23 protein-coding genes are annotated in these 23,113 nt (G+C 41.6%); 2 read left to right on the forward strand and 21 right to left on the reverse strand.

Annotation, left to right across the window (positions count from 1 at the left end):
* Positions 1–160: 160 nt before the first annotated feature.
* The gene (locus D469_RS0103860; protein ID WP_018922051.1) at positions 161–1,186 is read right to left on the reverse strand and encodes a glycerophosphodiester phosphodiesterase; all 1,026 of its coding nucleotides are present in this window, start codon (positions 1,184–1,186) and stop codon (positions 161–163) included.
* 618 nt (positions 1,187–1,804) lie between these two features.
* Here D469_RS0103860 and D469_RS0103865 point away from each other — a divergent pair.
* Positions 1,805–2,131, forward strand: a complete 327-nt coding sequence (locus tag D469_RS0103865) for a four-helix bundle copper-binding protein (RefSeq protein WP_018922052.1) — start codon at positions 1,805–1,807, stop codon at positions 2,129–2,131.
* A 478-nt stretch (positions 2,132–2,609) separates the two neighbouring features.
* Here the strand turns inward: D469_RS0103865 and D469_RS0103870 are convergent, their stop codons facing one another.
* A complete protein-coding gene (locus D469_RS0103870; RefSeq protein WP_018922053.1) occupies positions 2,610–4,337 on the reverse strand; it encodes a glycoside hydrolase family protein in 1,728 nt (575 codons plus the stop codon).
* Positions 4,338–4,861: 524 nt separating this feature from the next.
* Here D469_RS0103870 and D469_RS20950 point away from each other — a divergent pair.
* Complete coding sequence (locus D469_RS20950; RefSeq protein ID WP_018922054.1) at positions 4,862–5,335, forward strand: LPXTG cell wall anchor domain-containing protein; 474 nt, start codon at positions 4,862–4,864, stop codon at positions 5,333–5,335.
* Between the two features lie 52 nt (positions 5,336–5,387).
* Here the strand turns inward: D469_RS20950 and larC are convergent, their stop codons facing one another.
* From larC to D469_RS0103970, 19 genes are all read right to left on the reverse strand, one after another.
* Positions 5,388–6,602, reverse strand: coding sequence for a nickel pincer cofactor biosynthesis protein LarC (gene larC / locus D469_RS0103880; RefSeq protein WP_018922055.1), 1,215 nt, complete (start codon positions 6,600–6,602; stop codon positions 5,388–5,390).
* Between the two features lie 109 nt (positions 6,603–6,711).
* The gene (locus D469_RS0103885; protein WP_018922056.1) at positions 6,712–7,044 is read right to left on the reverse strand and encodes a DUF3870 domain-containing protein; all 333 of its coding nucleotides are present in this window, start codon (positions 7,042–7,044) and stop codon (positions 6,712–6,714) included.
* Between the two features lie 94 nt (positions 7,045–7,138).
* Positions 7,139–8,026: an AEC family transporter gene (locus D469_RS0103890; protein ID WP_156816888.1), complete on the reverse strand. Its 888-nt coding sequence runs from the start codon at positions 8,024–8,026 to the stop codon at positions 7,139–7,141.
* Positions 8,027–8,077: 51 nt separating this feature from the next.
* Positions 8,078–9,262, reverse strand: coding sequence for a CaiB/BaiF CoA transferase family protein (locus tag D469_RS0103895; protein WP_018922058.1), 1,185 nt, complete (start codon positions 9,260–9,262; stop codon positions 8,078–8,080).
* 24 nt (positions 9,263–9,286) lie between these two features.
* Entirely contained in the window at positions 9,287–10,078 is a 792-nt protein-coding gene (locus D469_RS0103900) for an SDR family oxidoreductase (RefSeq protein WP_018922059.1), read from the reverse strand.
* A 39-nt stretch (positions 10,079–10,117) separates the two neighbouring features.
* The gene (locus tag D469_RS0103905) at positions 10,118–10,978 is read right to left on the reverse strand and encodes a fumarylacetoacetate hydrolase family protein (protein WP_018922060.1); all 861 of its coding nucleotides are present in this window, start codon (positions 10,976–10,978) and stop codon (positions 10,118–10,120) included.
* Between the two features lie 379 nt (positions 10,979–11,357).
* Positions 11,358–12,329 carry a 2-hydroxyacid dehydrogenase gene (locus D469_RS19575; RefSeq protein WP_018922061.1) on the reverse strand — a complete coding sequence of 324 codons (972 nt, stop codon included), beginning with the start codon at positions 12,327–12,329 and terminating at the stop codon, positions 11,358–11,360.
* Positions 12,330–12,359: 30 nt separating this feature from the next.
* Entirely contained in the window at positions 12,360–13,529 is a 1,170-nt protein-coding gene (locus D469_RS0103915; RefSeq protein ID WP_018922062.1) for a UxaA family hydrolase, read from the reverse strand.
* Entirely contained in the window at positions 13,526–13,843 is a 318-nt protein-coding gene (locus tag D469_RS0103920) for a UxaA family hydrolase (RefSeq protein ID WP_018922063.1), read from the reverse strand. The genes D469_RS0103915 and D469_RS0103920 overlap by 4 nt, the downstream gene beginning before the upstream one ends.
* Before the next feature lie 25 nt (positions 13,844–13,868).
* On the reverse strand, positions 13,869–15,131 hold the full coding sequence (locus D469_RS19580; protein WP_018922064.1) for a nickel pincer cofactor-dependent isomerase, group 22: 1,263 nt from the start codon (positions 15,129–15,131) through the stop codon (positions 13,869–13,871).
* 7 nt (positions 15,132–15,138) lie between these two features.
* A complete protein-coding gene (locus D469_RS0103930) occupies positions 15,139–15,777 on the reverse strand; it encodes an aspartate/glutamate racemase family protein (protein WP_018922065.1) in 639 nt (212 codons plus the stop codon).
* An 18-nt stretch (positions 15,778–15,795) separates the two neighbouring features.
* Positions 15,796–17,184, reverse strand: a complete 1,389-nt coding sequence (locus D469_RS0103935) for a hypothetical protein (RefSeq protein ID WP_018922066.1) — start codon at positions 17,182–17,184, stop codon at positions 15,796–15,798.
* Positions 17,185–17,272: 88 nt separating this feature from the next.
* Positions 17,273–18,253, reverse strand: coding sequence for an SLC13 family permease (locus tag D469_RS0103940; protein ID WP_156816889.1), 981 nt, complete (start codon positions 18,251–18,253; stop codon positions 17,273–17,275).
* The gene (locus D469_RS0103945) at positions 18,244–18,627 is read right to left on the reverse strand and encodes a hypothetical protein (protein WP_018922068.1); all 384 of its coding nucleotides are present in this window, start codon (positions 18,625–18,627) and stop codon (positions 18,244–18,246) included. The genes D469_RS0103940 and D469_RS0103945 overlap by 10 nt, the downstream gene beginning before the upstream one ends.
* Positions 18,628–18,629: 2 nt before the next feature.
* The gene (locus tag D469_RS0103950) at positions 18,630–20,339 is read right to left on the reverse strand and encodes a dihydroxy-acid dehydratase (protein ID WP_018922069.1); all 1,710 of its coding nucleotides are present in this window, start codon (positions 20,337–20,339) and stop codon (positions 18,630–18,632) included.
* Positions 20,332–20,745, reverse strand: coding sequence for a MaoC/PaaZ C-terminal domain-containing protein (locus D469_RS0103955; protein WP_018922070.1), 414 nt, complete (start codon positions 20,743–20,745; stop codon positions 20,332–20,334). Before D469_RS0103955 ends, D469_RS0103950 begins: the two co-directional genes overlap by 8 nt.
* Positions 20,742–21,170 (reverse strand): FAS1-like dehydratase domain-containing protein, encoded by a 429-nt coding sequence (locus D469_RS0103960; RefSeq protein ID WP_018922071.1) that lies wholly within the window; start codon positions 21,168–21,170, stop codon positions 20,742–20,744. The genes D469_RS0103955 and D469_RS0103960 overlap by 4 nt, the downstream gene beginning before the upstream one ends.
* 73 nt (positions 21,171–21,243) lie before the next feature.
* Positions 21,244–21,927, reverse strand: a complete 684-nt coding sequence (locus D469_RS0103965; RefSeq protein WP_018922072.1) for a GntR family transcriptional regulator — start codon at positions 21,925–21,927, stop codon at positions 21,244–21,246.
* A 78-nt stretch (positions 21,928–22,005) separates the two neighbouring features.
* A complete protein-coding gene (locus D469_RS0103970) occupies positions 22,006–23,091 on the reverse strand; it encodes a TAXI family TRAP transporter solute-binding subunit (protein ID WP_026286094.1) in 1,086 nt (361 codons plus the stop codon).
* Positions 23,092–23,113: the final 22 nt, after the last annotated feature.

A 23,113-nucleotide genomic window follows, 5' to 3' on the forward strand; every position in this document is an offset into this window, starting at 1 on the left:
GGTAGCGACTTTTGCTCTTAAGCTCCCCCTAAAGCTAGATAGCGAAAAATTCAGCAAAACATTTATTCTTCAATTGCTATCTCCTCTCTTAACGTGCTATTTTTCTCTCTCCTCATTAAAAAACCGGCGCTGAGCTAAGTGCTCCCGCCGGTTTGCTTCTTTATTCTTCTTTCATATCAGCTTTTACATCATGCAAACGATCAGGAAAATCTGTAAAGATTCCAGTCACGCCCCAATTAATCAAGCGCTCCATATCCTCTTCTTCGTTAATCGTATAAACGTGGAACATTAGATCATGTTCGCGAGCTTTCTGTACAAAATCTTCATCGATGACTTCTGTACCGTCATAATACTCAAGGTGTGGGCCGACACCTACTGCATAATCTTTGATTTCTTCAAAATCTTCGTCCGTCATCTCTTCTGGTGCTGGTGTCACTTCCAACCATTCTTCCATTTCACCTGTTTCTTCATCTACTTCCCACCAGAGCAATTGAACGAGTGGAATATCCGCATTTAATTCGTGGATTTTTTGCAGACTGTCATCATGGAAGGATTGAATAATGACATTGCCTTCTTCGACTAAATCATATTCTTCCACTAACTCCACCATCGGCTCTTCCATATCTTCGTTTAGGTAGGTCGATTTTGTTTCAATGTAGTAGTTAATATCATTCCCATACATTTCAAAAATCTCTTCAAGACTTAATATTTCTACCCCTTCAAAGTCTTCATCTGCTTTGTCAGGATATTCTTCATTAAACCAAGACCCAGCATCTAGTTCTTTTAATTCTTCTAAGGTATGGTCGCCAATTTCACCTTCCCCGTCTGTTGCACGGTCAATTTCATCATCGTGAAAGGCGACAAGTTCGCCATCTGCGGTTTGTTGAATGTCTAATTCAATCCAATCTGCATCCATTTCAATGGCTTTATCAATAGCTGGTTCCGTTTGTTCAGGTGCATGGCCGCTCGCCCCGCGATGCGCAATCACTTTAACGTCTTCATTTTCATCTACTTCTTCAGCAGCTTCTTCTCCGTTTTCTTCCTCTTCTTCCTCAGGTTCTTCTGTTTCTTCAAGCTCTGGTTCGTCTATTTCTTCACCCTCATCACCTGCTTCTCCATCTCCACAAGCAGAAATGACAGTGGCAAAAGCTACTACTCCAATTGCCTTCAACCAATACTTTTTCATGTTCGTTCCTCCAAATGTTAAGTGTTATATTCCTGCTTCCTTTTTCACAAGGCTTGTTAAATGTTGCTGTTGACTTTCAGTAAAAGACGCTCGCTTGCCTCGGGCATTGCTTCCTTCCTTGTGAAAACCACCCTGCAAGATTAGCTAATACTATTTCCGCAGGCGTCTCGCGCTTTGATCTACAAGCAACATACTTCTAAACTAGCAACATTCGCCTTTAACAGAGCCTTTTATTAAAAGGGCAGTTGGTGCATGTAAGCTGTTAAAACATACCTCTATTATTGACCAAGCTTGTTGATATTTAGGAAATAGACCTGCTTATCTGCGGAAAGAAAGACTATCGCAGACATATCAACATTACACTTTAACTAAGTCAAAACAAAAGAAACATTAAATATGTTTTTAACAACAGTTATAAATTCTAAGCCCTTATTCCTAATACGTAAAGCCTTAAATATTGGGGTGTAAGCTTTTGCTGTCGAAAATACTCGAAAGAACTGATTTATTCTAATCTTACCCTTTATTTTTTTAATATATCTCTGCCCTTGAAATTTGTTTAATTCACTCCCGTTAGTGGAAGTGTTTATACAAGTTTAACCATATCTTAATCAGGAGGTGGTGGATCTGAGTTACGAAAGGAGCAGAACAGCTTGTATAGAGGCGATGCACGCAGCTAATATGTGCTTTAATGAATGTTTAGTAGATAAAGACGTAAAAGAAATGGCCTCTTGTATCAGATTATGCCGAGAAGTGGCGGAATTATGCAGTGTAACAATTCATGCATTAGAAAGAAGCAGCCCTTTTATTACAGCTATCACAGAAATTTGTGCAAAAGCCTGCCAAACCTGTGCCGATGAATGCCAAAAGCATGACGCCAAACATTGTCTAGATTGTGCGAAAGCCTGTTACGACTGTGCAAAAATCTTAAGAGAACTTGAAGGTTAAATGTCCGGTTTTTAACTTTCTGGCGTTAAAGAAAACGTGGCCAAGCCTACGGCGTAGGCTGAGCTTCGTTGCATGTCTATCGTTTCCTTCAACGATTTATACATTCTTACGGTGTAAAAAGAGCACTATCCTCTGGTTGCGAGTAGTGCTCTTAGAATTTGTATTTTATTATCAATAAATGTATAATATTAACATACAAGGTAGTTAATTCACATGACTTGATGGTCTATAAATATAACTATAATTATATTTTGCTTTACTAAACCTTTTCATTGCAGAATTTTGCCGAATCAGCACTTCTCAACGTCTCTCATCGCTTTTACACAAAATTTTGTTTCGCTTTATACTATACATGAATTGATTGATGGAGCATTTCCGTCATTCGTTTACCTGTGGATTGACGTTACCTTCGGGTGGCGTCCTTTTTTTATGAGCACTCCCTTTTTAGGCTTCAATGACTTTATAAGAATTGCTAAGATTATTTCTCTGTGGAGGCTTCTATCATGATTTCTCTCCCCGCAAGGAGACTCGATATATTATGCTGGGTAAAATCGATACGCTGGTCTAACTGAGTAAAACTTCGTTGAAATGCGCCCCATTGTTTGGTATCTTCTGCATAATACATGGCTGTTTCCGGCCGTACTTGCAGTTGGAGCTGAAATGTAAGACCTCGGCGTACTGCTTCATACAGCCTGTTAGCCTCTTCCTGTAAGCCTAAATCCTTTGCCAGTCTATACGTTGCAGCCAGCCCCTCACTCCGGCAAGCAACTGGTGTCCCTTGCGGAGGAGTAATAGAAGCTGAGTAACCACCGTACCAAGTGCCATCTTTCTCTTTTGAAGTGAACTGCTTATTTAGCATAGCCTCTGCAATAAACAGCGCATGACGAACATACATTTCTTCTGGTCGGGCTCGATACAATTCATTCAGGGCATACAAAAACCAGTGATCATGAGCTATCGTGTCTACTGACTCATCTTTATCCCGACGCTGTATGATATAAGCGGCTGCCCGTTCAGCTACATTAAGCCAGCGCTCATTATTATCAAGCTGGTATAGACGGACCAACGCGAGTATGGCCTCACCTGGATAGTAATGGGATTCAAAGTTGATTACGTTACCAGTTGAATAGGTTTGCTTATGCACCACGAAACGTCCTCTAGCATCTTGAACATATTCTATATACTTTGCCAGGTCCTGCATGAGGGAAAGGTCAGCTTTATTTCCAGAGAGGTCAACATATTTTGCTAAAGCGATGATAGCTAAAGCGTTCCCTCCTAATTTCATAGTATCCTTTTCAACGACTACCCGAAAGACTTGATCATTTTCGTGATACGTTTTCATCTGGGCACGTAAGTAATTGAACGCCCTATCTGCTTCGTCCCATACCTCTTCATCACCTGTAAACTCATACGTTTCCAACATCGAATACGTTGTACCAGCATGGCGAAGAATATTGTATTTTGCTTCAACCTCTTGTTTATGCGGTAGATATGAATAAACAAACTTCCCTTTTTCATCAACGACTTGTTTAAAGTAATAATCGTTTGTATAACGAATGGCTTCTTCCAGATCAGCGGCGTCCACCTCCTTATAGAGCAGATGCCCATTTTCAATGGCCTTCACTTCGTTCTTATGTAAAGCAAAAGCTTGGGTGCGAAACGTATATAAAGGGAGTTTTTCCGCTTGACTTAACTGAAAAGCCAACTCCTTTTCATTCGCTAACAAACGTTGAGGAAGGGCAGCTAACACGTGCTCGATTTGCAGCTTTTTAGATTGAAGCATAGTATAAGCTGTCACTTCTTCTGGAAGGAAAGCTACATTCAGCTCGGAACCGATCGCAAGCCCTTCCTGCTGCTTTTGCAACAATAGCTCTCTTTCTTGTGGATTCATAACTCGAGCTTCCCGATCAACTGGCCTTACATAAGAAATGATGTCTATTTTGATTGTTTGTTCCGCTCTCTGGCTAATATCTCCACTGTTCACTTTGTCTATATATGAATTAGCACAAAGAGCTACCGCTTCACCCACCGTTGCAGCTTGTGCTTGTAGAACCTTGGCTCGTCCATTTGGCTGGGCAACGGACAAAAGAACAAACTGGTGTTTTCCCTGACCGCGTCCGTATTGGGCCAATGTCTGAAAAGGATCGGCGCCCACCCTTTTTCCTTTTCGTAGTGCTCTGTTTAAATGATATAGTGCTTTATCCAAAATGTTCCCTCCTACTTATCGCTGTCGTACCACTAGCGCTGCTAAAACTGGCCATAGCGCTTCAATTTTTAGATAAGTATTCAATATAGTGGTGTTAGTCCTTGCTCCAGGCCGACACTTTCACCACCGGCACAATCGCGACATCGGCTTGGTCTTCACTTCGTTTGCAACGCTAGTGATGTCATATTCTATATTTCCAATTTAATTACATGTAAAACGTGAGCCCTATAGAGGGATGAGAAGTAAACAAACGCCTAGCACTTCTAAATATAGTTAGAAGATTAACCAGTATGGAGATAGTCCTTCATGCTATTCTCAATTTAAGTGTGAATATACCGGCCATTACCACCACGCAAAAAAATATAAAAGAATTCATATTGCGAAAACCGTTGTCAGACGCCCCATAGCGAGATTTTCCGACAATAAATTATATATTTTTTTCGTCAAATAGGTTTAAGTAGATCATCTCCCGGGAACCGCAATGACTGAAAGCGATATTAACTATTTAAAAGGAGGCATATTTCATGTCAGCAACTACTGAGAGATTTAGCCTGAAGTCAATTATGATGGTGTTTGCAGCGTTCATGCTTACGCTTGGGCTTACATTCGCCAACGCGTCAATGGCCTTTGGAGCGGAAGACGACGACGATGACAATGGTGACGATGATGATAACGGAGTAGAGCTAGACGATGATGATGACGATAACGGCCTCGACGATGACAATGGTATTGAAGAAGACGATGCAGATGAAGACGCAGATGACGATAACGGAATTGAAGAAGACGACGCTGACGAAGATGCAGACGATGAAGATGGTTTAGAAGATGAAGACGAAGATGAAGACGGTGTAACTGACGACGATGAGGACGAAGATGAAGAAGAAGGCGATGAGCTGCCAGACACAGCTACCACATTGCCAATGACTCTTATGCTTGGTCTTGCAATCGCAGGTGCCGGAGCATATATGCTTCTTAACCGCCGTCAAGCAGAACAATAAGGTCTGAAGAAGTTAAAAGATCCGCTCGGCTTGGCCGAGCGGATCTTTTATGTTATATTTTGTGTTTATATAATACTGCGGTAACACTGTCGAAAATCGTCCGTACCGAGACATTATGCGTTTGGGCCAGACGTTTCATATCTTCATATTCAGGGCTTTGTTGGTAAATTACCCCATCTTCACTTCCTATTTTTACACGGATGTTTCCATAAGGAGTTTGCACTTCTTCATACGTGCGATCTAAAATTCTGCGATGTTTTTTTGATTTTCGAATACCAAACGTTGTCGTCTCTTGAAATAAAACAGTTTCAATTTCATATACGCGAGACGGAGGGGTTAAAACTGTCAGCAGTGTTCCCGGTCGATTTTTTTTCATATAGATCGGGGAATAGTATGCATCTAAAACGCCCAAGGCTAAAAGACGTTCCATTACGTACCCTAATTCCTCTCCTGATATATCATCAAAATGACATTCCAGCACTTCTATTTCTTCGGTTCCTGGTTGACTCTCACTTGATAAAATCAAGGCCCGCAGTATATTAGGATGGTTTTCAAACTCTTTCTTTCCTGCCCCGTAACCAACCCTCTCAAGTGTTAAAGCTGGTATGGCCCCATACTGTTCAGCTAATACCTTGGCAAATGCTGCTCCGGTTGGTGTCGTTACTTCTGTAGTAACTTCTAGTGGAGAAATAGGAATCCCCTTTAATAATTCCAAGGTTGCTGGAGCCGGAACAGGATATAAACCATGGTCAATCTGAATCTTGCCTGAACCAGTCGGGATAGCTGAACAAATGATATGTTCGATATTAAGTGACTCAAGTGCTAAAGCCACCCCAATTACATCAATAATAGAATCCAGCGCTCCTACTTCATGAAAGTGAACCTCTTCGGGTGAAATGCCGTGGATTTTCCCTTCTGCTTCCGCGATTGCTGCAAAAACTGCTTCACTTCTTTCTTTTACCCGCTCTGGAAGTGAGCTTGCACTGATCATGTGTAAGATGTCAGCAGCATGACGATGATGGTGGTGTCTCCATGCGTTATGTTCTTTTTTTCTTGCTTCGTGTTTCTCTTCTTTTATATCTACGTCAAGCTGCTTTGCTGAGATTCCTGTCTTTATAGTGCTAGAAACATGCAGGGAAAACCACTCTAACGGTAATTGTTCAAGGTGTGAAGTAATATATTCCAAGTCTGCTCCTGCATCAATTAAAGCTCCTAATGTCATATCCCCTGAAATTCCATATGTAGCGTCCAAATAAAGCGTGTTCATGGGACGGATTCTCCTTCCGAGCATCAGCCATTATACTAGTTTTCAAACGTTCAAACCCTATATCATATAATGCTTGCTCTTCTACATTAAAAAGCATACCATTTGATTTTTAACTTGGTTGGATTTCCTCTTTTAAGGAAAGGTACTGACGCTGTAGATCTTTTAGCGCAGCAATTAAAGCATTGGTAGCCTTTCCACGATAATGGTGTTCAATTAACGAAGCAGCTTCTTCTACCCCTTCTTTAATACTAATTCCTTTTAAAATATCATTAATCATTTGACGACCATGGTCTGTTGCTAAGGTACAAGACGCTTCAATGATCACCCCATACCGTTTATCTACTTCTGCCGTAATAGTTAATGAATTGAAAATGCTTTGGGCTGCCATTCCTTGTGGAAGACGGGCATGACCTGCAATAAAACATGTATGGTGTATCGACATGAAAACTCATCCCCTTTTAATTTTATATCACGCCGCAGCAACGTCAACGAACAAGTATGGTGAATGCTTGCTCCAACGTTGGTTTTGCTTCTTTCTAAAGAAATAAAACCCATACAATAAGAGGTAACGTTACAACTGATATAAGAGTGGTACATACGATAGCTTGAGTAGCAAACATCCCTGCTTTTTGATGTTGCTCAAAAATAATAGAAGCTGCCGCCACGGTAGGCATTGCTGTTTGAAGAACGAGCACGTTTCTAAGCAGTGGATCAGTAACAAGAAAATACAGGCCACTATAAACAATCATTGGTAACAGAAGTAATTTGATGGTAACAATGCTACCTATTTCAAAAAACGAAAGAGGCAGCTTGCCTAACCGAAACATTGGCGGAATGTGCATGCCAATAAACATCATGGCAAGCGGGGTGGCTAACAGAGCCACGTATTCGACAATATCAACAATAAGTACGGGTGCTTCGAAATTAAAAAGCATCCACATGAGGCCAATAACAATAGCAGCGAACGGAGGGGAAACGAGAGCAGCTCGAAAAGCCCCCTGCCAATCGGTGGTCTGTGCTAATAGAAGAGGAGCCACTGTCCAGAGCACAATATCAAGACTAATATCTACAACAGCAGCGTAGACCGCACCTTCTGGACCAAAAACTACAAAACATAGTGGTATGCCAATAAATCCAGTATTGCCAAGTGTTGAAAGAAGCGCTATTTTTTTAGTTTCGGCAGAGAACACACTTTTTCCTATAAGAAAAAGTAGACAAATTCCGACCAAACAAATTGTAATCATTAAGCTCATTAGGAGAAAAAGGTTAAAAAGGGGAATCGTATTTTCACTAGAAATGAAGCTATATAAAATTAATCCAGGCATAGCAATGGTTATCAATATCTCAGCAATGATGGTACCTTGCTTTGGATGAAAGCTAGATTTGATCGAAATGATAGCACCCAAGCCCATCAACGCAAACATGGCGAACACATTAAAAAACGTTTCTTGTAATCCCAAGAATGGGAAGGGAGCTTAAATCGCTCCCTGCTCCTTTAAAGCTTCAATGTCTTCGTCGCTAATCCCATATTCTCTCAACACTGTTTCGGTATGTTCACCTAGTAAAGGCGGATGCTCTTCCATTTCAAGTGTCGTGTTTGCAAAACGGATTGGATTTCGAACAGTTTCCACTTCCCCTAAGGTAGGATGGGTTGTTTTTTGCGACATTTCTCTAGCCTTAACTTGAGGATGGTCAAACACTTGCTCTATGTTATTGACCGGCCCACAAGGAATGTAGCAAGAAGAAAGAAGCTGTTCCCATTCATCGGCCCCTTTTTTCACAAATTCATTTTCTAATTCTTGCCGCAGCTCGCTTCGATGTTCAATTCGATTCGCATTCGTGATGAATTTTGGATCCTTTTTTAAATCTTCTCTCTCCATCACTTCAACTAATTTATAAAACAAGCGATCATTACCTGCGGCAACCATAATCGGTTTATCCTTACATTTAAATGTTTCATAAGGGGTGATGTTCCCATGAGAATTCCCCATTCTTTCAGCTACTTCTCCTTTAAGCAGATAACTGCTTGCGATATTCCCCAACGAGCTAACCTGTACGTCCAGCAAGGATAAATCAATGTGCTCTCCTTCCCCGGATTGGTCTCGTTTTCGAAGTGCTGCCAATACACTAATTGCCACATAATGAGAGGTCATAATATCTACAACCGGTGTGCCAACTCTAGTCGCCTCCCCATCTGGTTGACCTGTAATATCCATAAGTCCACCAACAGCTTGGATGACTGGATCATAGCCTGGTAATTCCTTATATGGGCCGGTCTGACCATAGCCAGTGATAGAACATAAAATGACGTCCGGTTTTAGTTCTTTTAACGTTTCATAACCCAATCCGAGGCGGTCTAATGTTCCTGTTTTGAAATTTTCGATGATTACATCTGCATCCTTCACCATTTTTTTGAATACTTGTTGTCCTTCTTTATTTTTTAAATTCATAGTGATAGATTTTTTGTTTCGATTAGCCGAAATATAATAGGTGCTCTCTTCTTCGATAAACGGATACCAATAACGAATGTCATCTAAACCTTCAGGTGCTTCGACTCGAATCACTTCAGCCCCCAGATCAGCCAATTGCATAGAGCCCAATGGTCCAGCAAGCACACGCGATAAATCAAGAATTTTAATCCCTTCTAACGGTTTATTCATATGTGGCACACTCCTAGTTTTAGTCTACAGTGCTTTGACCAGTCCACCATCAACCACGAAGGTTTGCCCAGTTACATAGGTGTTGGCCCCTGAACCTAAAAACACAGCTTGCTTTGCGAATTCTTCTGGTTGGCCGTAACGCCCAATAGGTATAGCTTTCTCTGTATCCGCACGTACTTGTTCATACGTCTTCCCTACTTTTTCAGCCCGTGTTTCATCAAGTTCAGCTACGCGATCTGTCCCAATTCGCCCTGGCCCGATTGTATTAATTAAAATGTTGTCTGGAGCCAGCTCTTGTGACAAGCTTTTCGCTAAGCCGACAATTCCAGCTCGAAACGTATTCGATAAGATTAAGTTATCTAGGGTTTGTTTAATTGAAGATGAAGCAAAATTAATAATACGTCCTTCTTTTTGATCTTGCATATGAGGCAAGACTTCTCTAATTAAACGTATGAAGCTCAGCAGATTTAGCTCAAAAGCTTTCTGCCATGCTTCGTCGTCAAATTTTTCAAAAGTGCCTGCTGGAGGCCCGCCGGCATTATTAACTAAAACATCCACTGTGCCGTATTCATCAACTGCTTTTTGAACCAGGGTTTTAATTGAACTGTGGTCGGTAATGTCACACACCTGATAATTGACTTGCTGGTTGCCCGTTTCTTGTCGTATTTCATCCACTGCCTTTTTTAATTCCTCTTCATTCCGACTGGAAAGAAGCACTCTCGCCCCTTCCTGAGCATACTCTTTCGCTGTTGCTTTTCCTAACCCTTTACTTGCTGCGGTAACAATGACTGATTTATTGCTTAATTTTAAATCCATTAATGTTGTCCTCCTTCTTTTTCTAAAAAGTAGTTATATCTATTGTTTCAAATCTCTTACGTTATTACGAAGTGGAGTGAATCCATCAATGTGACACTCAACAACATCTCCGTCTTGAATATGAATCGCACCAGGTGTCCCTGTAGAGATAATGTCGCCTGGCTTTAACGTCATGACATTTGAGTGAAACGATACTAGATTCCATGGCGTAAAGGTCATATTCGAGACTACATTTTTTCGATGAAGCTCCCCGTTTATTCGTGTCGAAACATTCAAATCATGAACGTCGTTCACTTCATCTGTTGTTACAAGTTCCGGACCAAAGCTGAAAAATGTATCAAAACTCTTTGAACGAGTTAAATAACGTGGATTTTTTTCTAAAATATCTTCAGCCGTCATATCAATGATCGTTGTATAGCCTGCGACATAATGAATGGCTTCTTCTTCGGAAACGTTTTTACATTCCTTTCCAATAACAATTCCCAATTCTGCTTCTGCAGTCGTGCGCTCGGATTGGTGAGGTATTTCAATCGTGTCGTTCGGCCCTATGATCGTAGTTGTTGGCTTCATGAAACTTGCCGGCTCTGTGCTAGGTGCTTTTTCACTTAAATCGGAGGCATGATCCACATAATTAAGCCCAATCCCCCATATCTTCCCAGGATTTCGATAAAGCGGCTCGTAGTCATTGGCTTCTATAAAGCCTGCTTCCTGTAAATTGTTCGAATTATCCCCTACCCAATTACGCAATTCTTCGACCCTTTCAGCTGTAATTAAATCGATGATTGTTATGGGAAATTCGGTATGAAACGTTTGATTAATAGATTCAACCTTTACTACTCCCTCACTTGTGACAACGACTGCTTTTTCTTGCCCCTGGTCTTTAACTGTCGCTATTCTCATTTTTATTCTCTCCTTTTTTTAAATGAGTGAATTTCATAATTTAAAATAAGTTTTTAAAATCCGAATAATGAATGTGACCTTCACTTCAGACGGACGCTTTCCCGAGGGTTTGTCTTCAGCTAACTTTGTCGAAGGCAAAACCCCCGAAAAAGTGGATCTTCAGACTACTCTTTCTCCTCTGGGAGTCGCCACCTTACGTTTCAATAACTTTTGAAAATTCTATATATTAAATAAATATAAATAGATATCATTCGTTTTATTGCTCATAAAACGTCATGATGAAATTGATTCAAATAAGATCTACTACGAGTCTTGCCCTGACCTCCCTATCTACAGTGAGAGGCGGACAACTCTGGTTTATAGAATCTTGAGCTAAAACTTACACGTTTACTTGATTAATAATGTGGGCGGTTTCTTTTCCAGCTAAATAACTCTCTGTATTGGTAAAGGCCGTATTTAATACTTTCTTCAATGTATCTTTCGTCCCTGCACCGATATGGGAAGTGGCAATGACTTGGTCCATTGATAGAAGCGGATTATTTTTATTTACTGGCTCTCCTTCCCATACATCTATAGCAGCACCAGCAATTTCTTTGGTAGCGAGTGCCTTGGCAAGTGCCGCCTCATCTACTATTCCTCCACGTGCTACATTGATAAGAATGGTATTTGGTTTCATCGTCATAAATTCACCCATGCTTAGCAAATGTTTCGTTTCCGGTAAAAGCGGCACATGCAAACTTAAAATGTCTGCTTCAGCAATGAGTTCTTGAAATGGTTTATACACAAGACCCAACCGTTCTTCTTCTTCAACCGGGAGACGGAATTTATCATAATAGAAAACGGTGGTGCCAAATGCTTGAGACCGCTTCGCTGTTTCCTTCCCGATATTGCCCAGCCCAATTAATCCATGAATTTTTCCTGCCATTTCATAGGATTCAAGCCGCACGTCCCACATCGGCCAATCGCCTTGCACTGTATGCTCATGTACATATAGTAAATTGCGATAAAGGGCTAGCGTTAGAAGAATCGTTAATTCGGCCACTCCCGTTGCGTTCATTCCAGGCGTATTAGCTACTGGTACCCCTTTTCTGTTTGCCGCCTCTACGTCTATGTTGTCAATCCCTACACCTGTTTTTTGAATGAATTTCAGGTTTTCAGCTTGGTTAATGGTGTGCTCATCTACTACTTCTGTCGCGACTACAATAGCGTCTACTTTTTTTAATACTTCGTCATACTCTTTATCTTTCAGTTCTTTGGCAAATGAAAGTGTTAAAGAACTCGGTGCAGTTTCCAGCATTAAATCTTTAAACGCAGGAAACACATCGTCAACGTACATAATATGGTATGCCAAGGCGCTCTCCTGCCTTTCCTTCTATAAATTCTAAGGAACACGAGTAATGCAGAATAATTCATCATGGCCAAGAATTTCAGCTTTAACTCCTTTTCCCGAGGCAACTTCTATAATTTCTTGATAGATTTCTTCACCTAATTGTTCTAACGATGCTTCTCCATCAATCACTCGACCAACATTAATATCAATATTTTCTTTCATACGCTGATACGTCTTGGAATTACCTGTGATTTTCAATACTGGTACCCCTGGAAACCCAGTGGGCGTTCCCCTTCCAGTTGGAAAGACAATAAGTTGAGCTCCGGCAGCAACTTGCCCAGTTGCTGTTTCTCCGTCATGACCGGGTGAATCTAACAAATGTAGCCCCTTTTGCTGCAGCTGTTCTCCGTATTTCACCACACCGGAAAAAGGCGCATTTCCAGACTTCTTCATGCTGCCCAGCGATTTTTCTACGACACTAGAGAGACCGCCATCATAATTTCCTGTTGAGATTAAATGATTGCGCGCTTGGTTGGAAGATTCAGCTGTTTGTCGCTCCAACCGCTGTTCTGTGTCTTCAATTGTACGCTTGATTTCAGCAGCGACATGATCATCGACTGCCCGCCTTGCCAAAATATCCTCGGTGCCTAACAATTCAGTAATTTCACTCAAAATAGCCGAGCCACCTTGTTCGACGATTTTATCGGAGGCAAGCCCAAGAGCTGGGTTAGCTACTAATCCAGAGGTGACATCAGAACCTCCACAATTTAAGGCGATTGTTAATTCACTGACCGGAATCTCTTCGCGCTGTTGTCTAGAAGCAACTTGCTGCATTTCTCGCGCTTTCTTTATTCCTTCCTGAATCGCTTGCAGAGAGTCTCCTTCTTGTTGAATAATAACCGTTTCAAGCATTTTGCCGGTCGGTTTGATACCTGCAGCCAATTCTTGGGGAGAGAAACGTTCACAACCAAGCCCTACAACTACCACACCTGCATAGTTCGGGTTTTTACCAATTTGAATCAGTGTTTTTGCAGTCGTTTCAAGGTCTTCTCCTACTTGAGAACAACCTACTGGATGTCTGAAATAGACAGAGCCTGGGACTTGGTAAGCGATTCGTTCAGCCACTTTCCCGGAACAAAAGACAGAGGGAATGATGGCAATTTCATTACGTATACCGACCTGACCATTTTCTCTACGGTAACCCATGAAGGTCTCTGTCATGCTCTCATGCCCCTTTCACAATACATGTTGTGATTATGAATCCAACTGCCTTTTTGCACTGGCACGGACATGCGGCCAATGATTTCCCCGTACTTTAAGACGGGGGCATCCTTTTCCAAGTCCGTTAACGCAATTTTATGGCCAAAATTAATGCGTTCTAGCACACGAATGATTTCTTCCTCCTTACCTTTGCGCACAAGACAGTTTTCTCCTTCATTAATCTGCGTCAGAGCTACACTCACATTATCTTTTTCATCAATGAGGAGTGCTGATTTCTTTTCATTGTTAACGGCTACATTTAAATGTTCACTCATTGTTTTCGCCTCCAATTTAAACGTCCTAATGAGCTGTTTGCAGCAATCTCGTTTCTACCTCTCCATTAGAAGTAAAGGTTAAAGATTTTCGCTCCCCGATTGTATAAGTGACCCCCTCTTCCTCCATCTCCTCTATCACAGCAGGGCTTACGAGCAAACGGTCCAGGTGAAGGGTATTTGGTATTTGGATCAATTTCAGGGTAGATTGGTTTTCCTCTGGTCCCAAGCTTCGAATAGCTGTTTCTATTGCTTCTTTTTCTGTTTCATAAATAAATGGAAGCATCGCTCTGCGTAGATACGTACTTGTTAGTGCATTCGTATACGTCACGTGACGGTCCATTTGGTCGGCAAGTCGTTGCGTAATAAAATCACCAAGTCCCACTCCTTGGGCGTTCCCAAACGATTCAGGTGATAAATCCAGTGTTACAATTCGCGTGATTTCAGGGAGGGGCGGTTCAGGTACACCATCAATCCGCCATCTGCCAATAATGTTTGGGTCCATGCCTGTGCCACTGTAGTTTTTTCCCATCTCTTCAACGACTAAGATATCCATCGTGTCTATTGGCAGACGAGGCATCATTTCCTTGGATGCGTTTAATAATTCAGCTTCTTCTTCAAACCAGTGGTCGCGGGATACTGCTTTAATCTGCGCCGTTTTATCAAAAGCGTTTTCAACAATTCCAATACCCATAAGCGGGGGCGCTTTTTTTAAGCAGGTTTTACAGACATCTATTATATTTTCTGCCATTTTTAATGAACCATGGCTATGCACGAAGGTGGCTCCGCGGATCTTTCCGAGGCCAATTGTGACCATCTTGCTCAAGCCGCTCTCTACCTTTCCGCGAAATGCTGTATGAGCCTTCACTCGATTCACCACAATGATTCCTTCTGCCTGAAACGCATGCTTATCCATATAAGCCGGAACGCCATTTTCGGTGTAGCCGATTAATTCAACCTCCATAGAAGAACGAATCTCTGCGCCCATTGTGTTTTCTGTAACACCTAGATGATCTAGCACTTCTAGCTGCCCTTCTGCTGTTGCTCCGCCATGGCTGCCCATGGCCGGGACTAGGAAAGGTTTATAACCTGCTCCTTGCACAGTTTGAACGGTTTCTTTTAACAGTTCAGCAATAGCATGGATGCCTCTGCTTCCGGCTGTGATTGCAATTTCACTTCCAGCGGGCAGTTGATTTTGTTCGAGCTGTTTCTTTACTTCCTCTCGTATTGCTGCTTTTTTATCTGGTAATGCTTCTTCAGGAAAGTTTTGATAGATCTCGATTAACTCCATTTTCCTTTCACCTCCTTGAAAGAGTCTTCAAGCATTTCGTAACACTTGCTTGTGGAGCCGTTAATATATCGGTGTTTGGAAGGTGCAGCTGGTCAGCGACATGAGCCATGCTGTACTGAGATAAGACGATGGCTTCATGATCTTCTGCAAGTTCTTGCATCAGATCTTTAATCTTACGGTCATGACGTGCTGGCTCTCCTTTCTGTAAAGCAGTCATAGCTGTGGTGTCTATTTTGACTGTTACTTCTATGGATGGTGCTATTGCTTGTAAGTAAGACAACAAAGGAGGAGGTGTTTCTTCAACCGTAGCAATTAAGCCAATTTTTATATATCTGGACGCTTCATCCATTACACCTTCATCCGAGCGAAATACTGGAGCATTGACGAACGGTTGAATATCGTCTCTTACCCCATTAAAGGCTGAACACGTCATTTGTACAGCTTGCACATCAAGTGCATCAGCCTGTGTACAAAAAGATGCTAATCTTGATCGTATGAGAGGGGTGATTTGTTTCTCTTCCCTTAACAGCTGCAATAAACTGGTATCCATCATGTGAATCAGCTCAATTGATGGATCGGTTGTTAAAAATGCGCGGTCGATTGGAGCAAGAGAGGATTTAAGTGCATGGATACAGGCAATTCTCATTCTAGGCTTCTCCTTCTTTTAAAGAGTAAGAGCATTTATTCCAAAGATAAGAAACGATAATATTACGCTCGCAAGTAACACATAAGGAGCATTCCACATCCCTATTTTTATTGGCGAACGACTAAGTAAATTTCCTAAGGTTAAGTTAAGTGCAGCAACGGGCGAAACCGCGGTCGAAAGCGACCATCCTGCTATTAAAGCCAACCCTAACGCTTCAATACTAATCGCTAAATCAGTTAATGAGATACTCGCCCCAATAAGGGAAACGGTTAATATTTGGTGAATTCCTACCACCCCTAGAACCACAATAACTAGGATCGTAATGAAAATGACTAAAAAAGGTGACAAGCTATTTAAATATGTGAAAAAATCAGAAATCATGATTGAAACGTCTGTCATTTGAACCATTTGCGCAAAAAAGGCAGCAGCAATAAAGAGAATAGCTTCATTATGAATACGAGGTAATATATCGTCTTTATAGTGACCAAGTGATTGGACAAACTCTTTCGTTCTTTTAATCAGCACAGCCCATAGCAGCGGATAAATGAAGGCAATCACACTAATTAAAATAATTAGGTTAATGTCAAACATTCGCTCAAATATAAAAATCGAGGCAAACATACCAACAAAAACGATGAGTAGTTCAATCGCCTTCTTCCAAGAAGACGCTCCTTTGTCCTGTGGCTCTTTAGTCACCGCTGCTTCTACCTGAGGTAGTGGAATCTTGGCTTCTTTTGAAACTAATAGAATCGCTACTAACGTTCCACTTATCATTAGCAACAGGCCCCAGAAAATAAAGGGGAAGATAGGTAAATTAAGCATATTAAGTACGATTGCGACACCTGCAAAATAAGGAGACCAACACATAGCCAGTGAAAATCCTTGTGATATGGCGCGCGTGTAGAATTTCGGATCTCTTTGAATGTCTTCCTTAAATAATTCAAACGAAATCCGAACAGAACCTAAGTTCATAAAGGTTGAAAGTGAACTCGTTAAAATCACGATATTAGAGAAAATTTTAAATGGCGTTTTCAAAAAGCGATGAACTAACCGAGACACATACTCTACATATCCACCATTTTGGAGGGGATAAGCAAAAAGAGGTACTGAAACAAATAGTGCCACCAAAGGAAGGTTTTCAATCAGTCCAGCTTGCCAATAGGAAACGCTTAAATTTTGAGTGAAAAATACAAGATGCCCTACGCTAAACAAAGCAATGGTCATGATCTTTGGAAAAAAGGCCATAAATGGTAATGAATAGAGGATCAGTATGACTGTTAACCCTACGAGCAGCTTATCAAGCGGCAGATTCATCACCGTTGATAGAATAAAAAGGACAGCCAATCCAAATAGCATCAACCCTCGTGAAATTGAGACCCGTTTTTCCCATTCTCCAGCTAAATTCAAGATGCTTCCCCTCTTTTATTCCACTTTAGAAACACAGAATTTCTAAAGGATTAGAGTTTCAGAAAAATCATTGTTCGCTAGTAGGAACTTAGGAAAGTGTTAAACCAAGTAGTGACCAATACGGCAATACTACAACGAGAACAAGCAGCAAATACGCTACTGTCATAAAAAGCCCTAATTTGAAAATATCAAACGTAGTTAAGCCGCTGTTGTTATAAACCATTACTAGCGGTGTAGACTGCGCTGGATAAAATTTGATCCCATCTACTATCATTGGAACAAGCAGGACAAGCGCATACTCATTCAGTTGGTACGTATCAGCTAATGACATAGCAATCGGCACAAGTAAAGTTATACTTACCGTAATGTTTGGGATGAGCATATTTAATAGACCTAAGAAAAGTAAAATACTACCTACCACCAGCAGCAGCGAATGTTCTTGAGATACAAGTTGAGTAAACTTAAATGTTAAGGAAGCTAATATCTCGTATTGTTCTAATACATTAATAAGAGAGAGCATGCTTCCAATAATCAAGATGTTCTTCCCAAGACTTGTAGCAAGTAAGGCCTTCCAGTTTACTGCTTTTGTAAATACTGTCAGAAACCCAAATGCCACCAGCAGAGGAACAGCAGGATCCAGACCATGAATACCATCTGTTACCCAAAGCAGTACTGTACAAGTTATGATACCAATGATCCAATAATCCTCTTTTACAAATTCCGGTTTCTCCGTTAACTGTTCTTTCTCCAGAGCTGTAACTTGTTGCACCGTTGCTCGTGCTTTATACATGAGAAGAAGGTAGCTCAACCCACATAGTAAAAAGATATAATACGGAACGGCCATCCAAATAAACCATTGCAGCCAACTTACATCTCTTAAATAACCTGCTGTAATAATGGAAGTAAGCCCACCAGTTAAAATGGCAGAGGAAGCTAAAGGATTTAATACCCCCAAAGCAAGATAAGCGCGTTTCGTTTCTTCTTTTAAATCATAAAACTCAAGAAAAGAACGCACGAGCGGATATAAAGTTGCGTTTCTTGTAATAGCTGATGGCAGTATTATTGACAACGGAAGAAATGAAAGTGTGAGTACTGCCGGTAAAGGCCATTTTTTTTTACCATAAAGTATTTAAATAAACGGAGGAGTCCACTACCAATCGTTGAATGAGCTACAGCCAAGCCGAGCGCAGTGGCACCAATTAAAAATAGAATGACGGACGAACCAAAGCCTTCTACTACGAGATAGCTGTTTTCTTTAGGTAAATGAACAACTAATGAAATAATAATAAACAATGAGGTATAAACGGGTGAAACAAACTCTACAGCAAAAAAGCATATGCCTGTAACGGCAAGTAATAAAATGGTCCATTCAAGCGGTAGAAACCATCCAAAACTATTGATTACAGCAGCAAGGGAAATGAAAAGGATGAACCTCCTCCACATAATTAAGACTTCTTGTTAGTCGCTTGATCTACTAAAAAGTCAAAATCACAACCCTTATCAGCTTGGAGAACATGCTCTTGATATAACTTTGTGTAGCCTCTTGCTGCTTTTGTTTGAGTTGGTTCTTTCCAGCTTTTCTTGCGGTCGTTCAATTCCTCTTCAGAAATGAGCAATTCAAGCTTTCGTTCGTTTACGTCCAAACTTATGCCATCACCGTTTTGCACAAGGGCAAGTGGTCCGCCAATCGCCGCTTCTGGAGCTACATGTAACACCACAGTGCCAAATGCTGTCCCACTCATTCTGCAATCAGAAATACGTACCATGTCACGCACACCTTGTTCTAACAACTTTTTTGGGAGTGGAAGCATCCCAGCCTCAGGCATGCCTGGAGCACCGACAGGACCAGTATTCTTTAAAACTAATACATCCTCTGCTGTTACATCTAAATCAGGGTCGTTGATTTTAGCTTGCATATCTTCCGTAGATTCAAAGACTACAGCTCTTCCTTCATGTTTGAGCAACTCTTCAGAAGCTGCTTTCGGTTTAATCACTGCCCCATCAGGAGCCAAGTTACCTTTCAAAACCGCCAGCCCCTCACCTGCATGAAGCGGGTCGTCAACAGGCCGAATAATATGGCGATATACGGGGGAGATGTTTACTTCTTTTAAATTTTCGCTGTGAGTTGCCCCCGTTACCGTTATTTCATTTACATGAAAATAGTCCGCTAGTTCTTTCATTACTGCTTTAGCTCCACCCGCTCGGTAAAACTCCTGCATTTGATATTCGCCGGCAGGGCGTAAATTAGCGATAAATGGAGTTTCTTTTCCAATTTCATCAAAAGTCTCAAGCGAGAGCGGAATCCCTAACCTGCCTGCAATAGCGATCAAATGTACGACTGCATTGGTTGACCCACCTACTGCCATCAACATCTTCACTGCATTTTCGATTGCTTTCTCCGTCATAATCTTGGAAGGGGTAAGATCTTGTTCGACAAGAGACACAATCTGTTTTCCCACTGCCTGAGCCTCAGCCAGTTTACGATTGTCTGTAGCCGGGATAGCCGCTCCACCAGGGAGCATCATGCCCAGGGCTTCAGAAGCAACAGCCATCGTGCTCGCACTTCCCATAACCATGCAATGGCCGGCAGTAGGAGCAAGGGACTGGTTAATTTCTTCTAATTCCTCCTCATTGATTGTGCCGCTGCGATATTCCTGCCAAAAATGTCTGCAATCTGAACAAGCACCCAGTGTCCGCCCTTCGTATTCCCCGTTTTCCATCGGACCTCCGGTAATCATAATGGCAGGGATATCCGCACTTGCAGCTCCCATCAATTGGGCAGGAGTCATTTTGTCACAGCCGCCAATTAAGACAACCCCGTCTAACGGCTGGGCCCGCACCATCTCTTCAGTATCCATAGCTGCTAAATTTCGATACAACATGGTTGTAGGGCTTGTGAAGCTCTCTCCAAGCGAAATGGTAGGGAACTCAAGTGGGATGCCTCCACTCATCAATACGCCTCTTTTGATCGAATCAACAATACGGTCAAAATGAGTATGACACCGATTCACTTCACTTTGCGTGTTACAAATGCCAATCACCGGCTTCTCCCAGTCTGATGCCTCGTGACCCATATGGCGGGCAAATGCCTTTCTCAAAAAATGACTGAAACCTTCATCACCATATGAAGCAACTTGTTTTCTCATTTTATTCATGGAACTCCTCCCCACTTTGAAACGTAGTAAATACTACTTCACCTTCAGTAACAACCGTCCCATCTTTCTTTACCACGTTTACTTGATAGGTTAATGGAAGTGCTTTCTCTAGTTTCTTCCATTGAATAGTTAATGCTTCGTTTAAGTACACCTTTGCTAAAAATTTCGTCTGAAATGATTGGATAAAGTATCCACTTTTTAAAAGCGAAAGAAAAGGACGATACATATATCCCATCGTCAAAAGGCCATGAACAATAACTCCAGGAAGACCATGTGCTTTAGCGGTTTCTGGATCAATATGAATCTTGTTTAAATCACCTGAGGCATATGCATACTCTCGCACTTGCTCCATTGAAAATGGTTCAATCATATAGCTGCCTTCTGCTGGAATGAGCTGTTCTGTCATTGGACCCCCCCTCTAGCTGCTACATGTTCTGGAACGATTAATGTCCGCTTTGAAATAAAACGAGGCTCTTTGTTTTCATCTAACCCTCTCTGTTCCACATACAAAAACGTCATGTTCCCGCTTTTTCCTGTTTTTCGTTTCACATCTGTCAGCTGTTGATAACATGTTAGTACGTCGCCAATGCGAAGCGGCGCATCGTATTGATAACTTTGTTCCGCATGGATTAAGCCTGAACTTGGCCACTTCATACGAGGAACCTCACCATAATTAAATGTACGCGGAAAAGTAGGGAGTTGACGTAATATATGATGTTCGTTTCGGTCGCCTTGTAAGCCTAAAGCTTGAGCAAAAGCCACTACCTTTTCTGCTTCGATAACATTTACAGTGGGGGTTGAGGAAAGGCCAATAAAATCTTCCCACTTCATCTCATCACACCTTGATCACTGACTTTTTCTCGCTCAAAACAATCTATCTTCTGTTCTCTTAAGACCAAGCCGGCTATACTTTGGATTTTTTATGATCTTTCATACTAGAAATCAAACTGCTTTTATTTCGTTCAATGTGGAATTCGGTAACCGTTTTAATCACGTTCATGTTTCCTGCCTTTAAGGCCTCAAAAATTTGCCGGTGTTCTTGTTTCGCTTTCTCATGATGATCTTTTAAAAGCATAGGACTGGCAATCGGCAAGAAACCGGTCCAGAGGAGCTCCAGGTTTTGCTTTACTCTTCGCCACGGGCATTTTTCAATCATTTTCTTATGATAGGCTTTATTCAGTTTTGAGTAATAGTCTATGTTGTCATCAACTAATTGTACGTTTTCCATTTCTTCTAAAATATCTCCAAGTTCCAAGAAATCATTTTGAGTAAAAAAGGGATAGGCTTTTTCCACCGCTAACGTTTCGTGCATCGAACGCAAGGTGTAAATTTCTTCAATGTCGTCGATCGTGATAGGATAAGCCACTGCTCCTTTGCGTGGTTCATTCTTCACTAAGCCTTCTAATTCCAAACGCTTTAAGGCTTCTCGGATCGGCATCCGGCTAACCCCTAGCTGGTTGGCCACACTTTCTTGGACAATACGCTCTCCCCGCTCATAGTCTCCAAGTAAAATTGATTTGCGAATTGAATCTGCGACATGATCTTCAATGGTTCGTTTATCTTCTTCCGATAAAGGCTCATATCTCATCTTCCTCCCTCCTTAGTCAATCCTGTATAAACTGGACTAGGGCTACATAGATTCTGTAGCCCACGGTCTTTAAACACGTTAATCAAGTAGACCTTGTTCTTCATAATACTCTTCTGCTCCAGGATGTAGAGGGATGTCTCCAGCACCTTCTTGGAAGTTTTCTACCTCAAATTGTTCAAATGTTTCATGCTGGCCGTGCAGGTCCTCGATGTTTTCCCACAAGGATTCGACGAGATCATACGCTACATCATCAGGCAGAGAAGCATCCGCTACTAGGAAATTCTGCAGGGCGGTTGTATGCACATCTTCTTCTTGCCCTTCATAAGAACCTGCTGGAATCGTTTCTTCGATATAAAAGTCGTATTCTCCGACCATTGCATCGATCTGTTCATCATCAATGCTCGTTAAAACTCCATCAGCCGTGCTTATCATTTCACTAACGGCTGAAGTAGGAATACCGGCATTAATATTAGCTCCATCTACCTGATTGTTCCGCATGAGATCAGTTGCTTCGGGGAAATCGCCAAAATGCGTTTCCATATCATCAAATGTTAAATCATATGCATCTAAAATTTGTTGGGAAGCAATTTCTGTACCGCTCCCTGTTGCCCCAGGCGCAAAATCCTGTCCTTCTAAGTCAGCAATTGAGTCTAGGTCTGCCCCTTCACGTAAAACGACATGGTTGTAATTTGGATAAATCCCTCCCAAAATACGAACGTCTTCATATGCTTCACCTTCAAACCCTGCTTCTCCGTTATAAGCTTCTTCCAATATATTACCCATAACAAAGCCAACATCAGCTTCACCATCTGACATAAAGATCATATTTTGAACACTTCCATTTGATGATTGGGAAGAGGATGAAACGCCATCTACTTGATTACTCCAAAAATCAGCCAGACTTGCTCCCAATGGATAGTAAAGTCCCGTTTCACTAGCAGTTACGACATCTACGTGAAAATCATCTTCATCTCCTTCTTCATCCAACCCATCAAGGCCATCTCCACCAGCGGCTTCATCGCCCCCTTCTTCTACTTCACCATTCTCCTCCCCTTCAGTATCGGCATCGGCATCTGTGCCTTCATCTGCTCCATCTCCACAAGCTGTTAACAAACTTAAACCTAAAAACCCTGCAACTACTGGATACAAAGTGTTTCTCCGCATTTTTTTCAATTTTCCTCTCTCC

This window comes from Salsuginibacillus kocurii DSM 18087 (assembly GCF_000377705.1).
GTDB lineage: Bacteria > Bacillota > Bacilli > Bacillales > Marinococcaceae > Salsuginibacillus > Salsuginibacillus kocurii.

Coding starts and splice junctions, on each gene's coding strand:
- D469_RS0103860 (WP_018922051.1), bottom strand. CDS start 1,186: ATGAAAAAGTATTGGTTGAAGGCAATTGGAGTAGTAGCTTTTGCCACT.
- D469_RS20950 (WP_018922054.1), top strand. CDS start 4,862: ATGTCAGCAACTACTGAGAGATTTAGCCTGAAGTCAATTATGATGGTG.
- larC (WP_018922055.1), bottom strand. CDS start 6,602: ATGAACACGCTTTATTTGGACGCTACATATGGAATTTCAGGGGATATG.
- D469_RS0103885 (WP_018922056.1), bottom strand. CDS start 7,044: ATGTCGATACACCATACATGTTTTATTGCAGGTCATGCCCGTCTTCCA.
- D469_RS0103890 (WP_156816888.1), bottom strand. CDS start 8,026: ATGTTTGCGTTGATGGGCTTGGGTGCTATCATTTCGATCAAATCTAGC.
- D469_RS0103895 (WP_018922058.1), bottom strand. CDS start 9,262: ATGAATAAACCGTTAGAAGGGATTAAAATTCTTGATTTATCGCGTGTG.
- D469_RS0103900 (WP_018922059.1), bottom strand. CDS start 10,078: ATGGATTTAAAATTAAGCAATAAATCAGTCATTGTTACCGCAGCAAGT.
- D469_RS0103905 (WP_018922060.1), bottom strand. CDS start 10,978: ATGAGAATAGCGACAGTTAAAGACCAGGGGCAAGAAAAAGCAGTCGTT.
- D469_RS0103915 (WP_018922062.1), bottom strand. CDS start 13,529: ATGACAGAGACCTTCATGGGTTACCGTAGAGAAAATGGTCAGGTCGGT.
- D469_RS0103920 (WP_018922063.1), bottom strand. CDS start 13,843: ATGAGTGAACATTTAAATGTAGCCGTTAACAATGAAAAGAAATCAGCA.
- D469_RS19580 (WP_018922064.1), bottom strand. CDS start 15,131: ATGGAGTTAATCGAGATCTATCAAAACTTTCCTGAAGAAGCATTACCA.
- D469_RS0103930 (WP_018922065.1), bottom strand. CDS start 15,777: ATGAGAATTGCCTGTATCCATGCACTTAAATCCTCTCTTGCTCCAATC.
- D469_RS0103945 (WP_018922068.1), bottom strand. CDS start 18,627: ATGTGGAGGAGGTTCATCCTTTTCATTTCCCTTGCTGCTGTAATCAAT.
- D469_RS0103950 (WP_018922069.1), bottom strand. CDS start 20,339: ATGAATAAAATGAGAAAACAAGTTGCTTCATATGGTGATGAAGGTTTC.
- D469_RS0103955 (WP_018922070.1), bottom strand. CDS start 20,745: ATGACAGAACAGCTCATTCCAGCAGAAGGCAGCTATATGATTGAACCA.
- D469_RS0103960 (WP_018922071.1), bottom strand. CDS start 21,170: ATGAAGTGGGAAGATTTTATTGGCCTTTCCTCAACCCCCACTGTAAAT.
- D469_RS0103965 (WP_018922072.1), bottom strand. CDS start 21,927: ATGAGATATGAGCCTTTATCGGAAGAAGATAAACGAACCATTGAAGAT.
- D469_RS0103970 (WP_026286094.1), bottom strand. CDS start 23,091: ATGCGGAGAAACACTTTGTATCCAGTAGTTGCAGGGTTTTTAGGTTTA.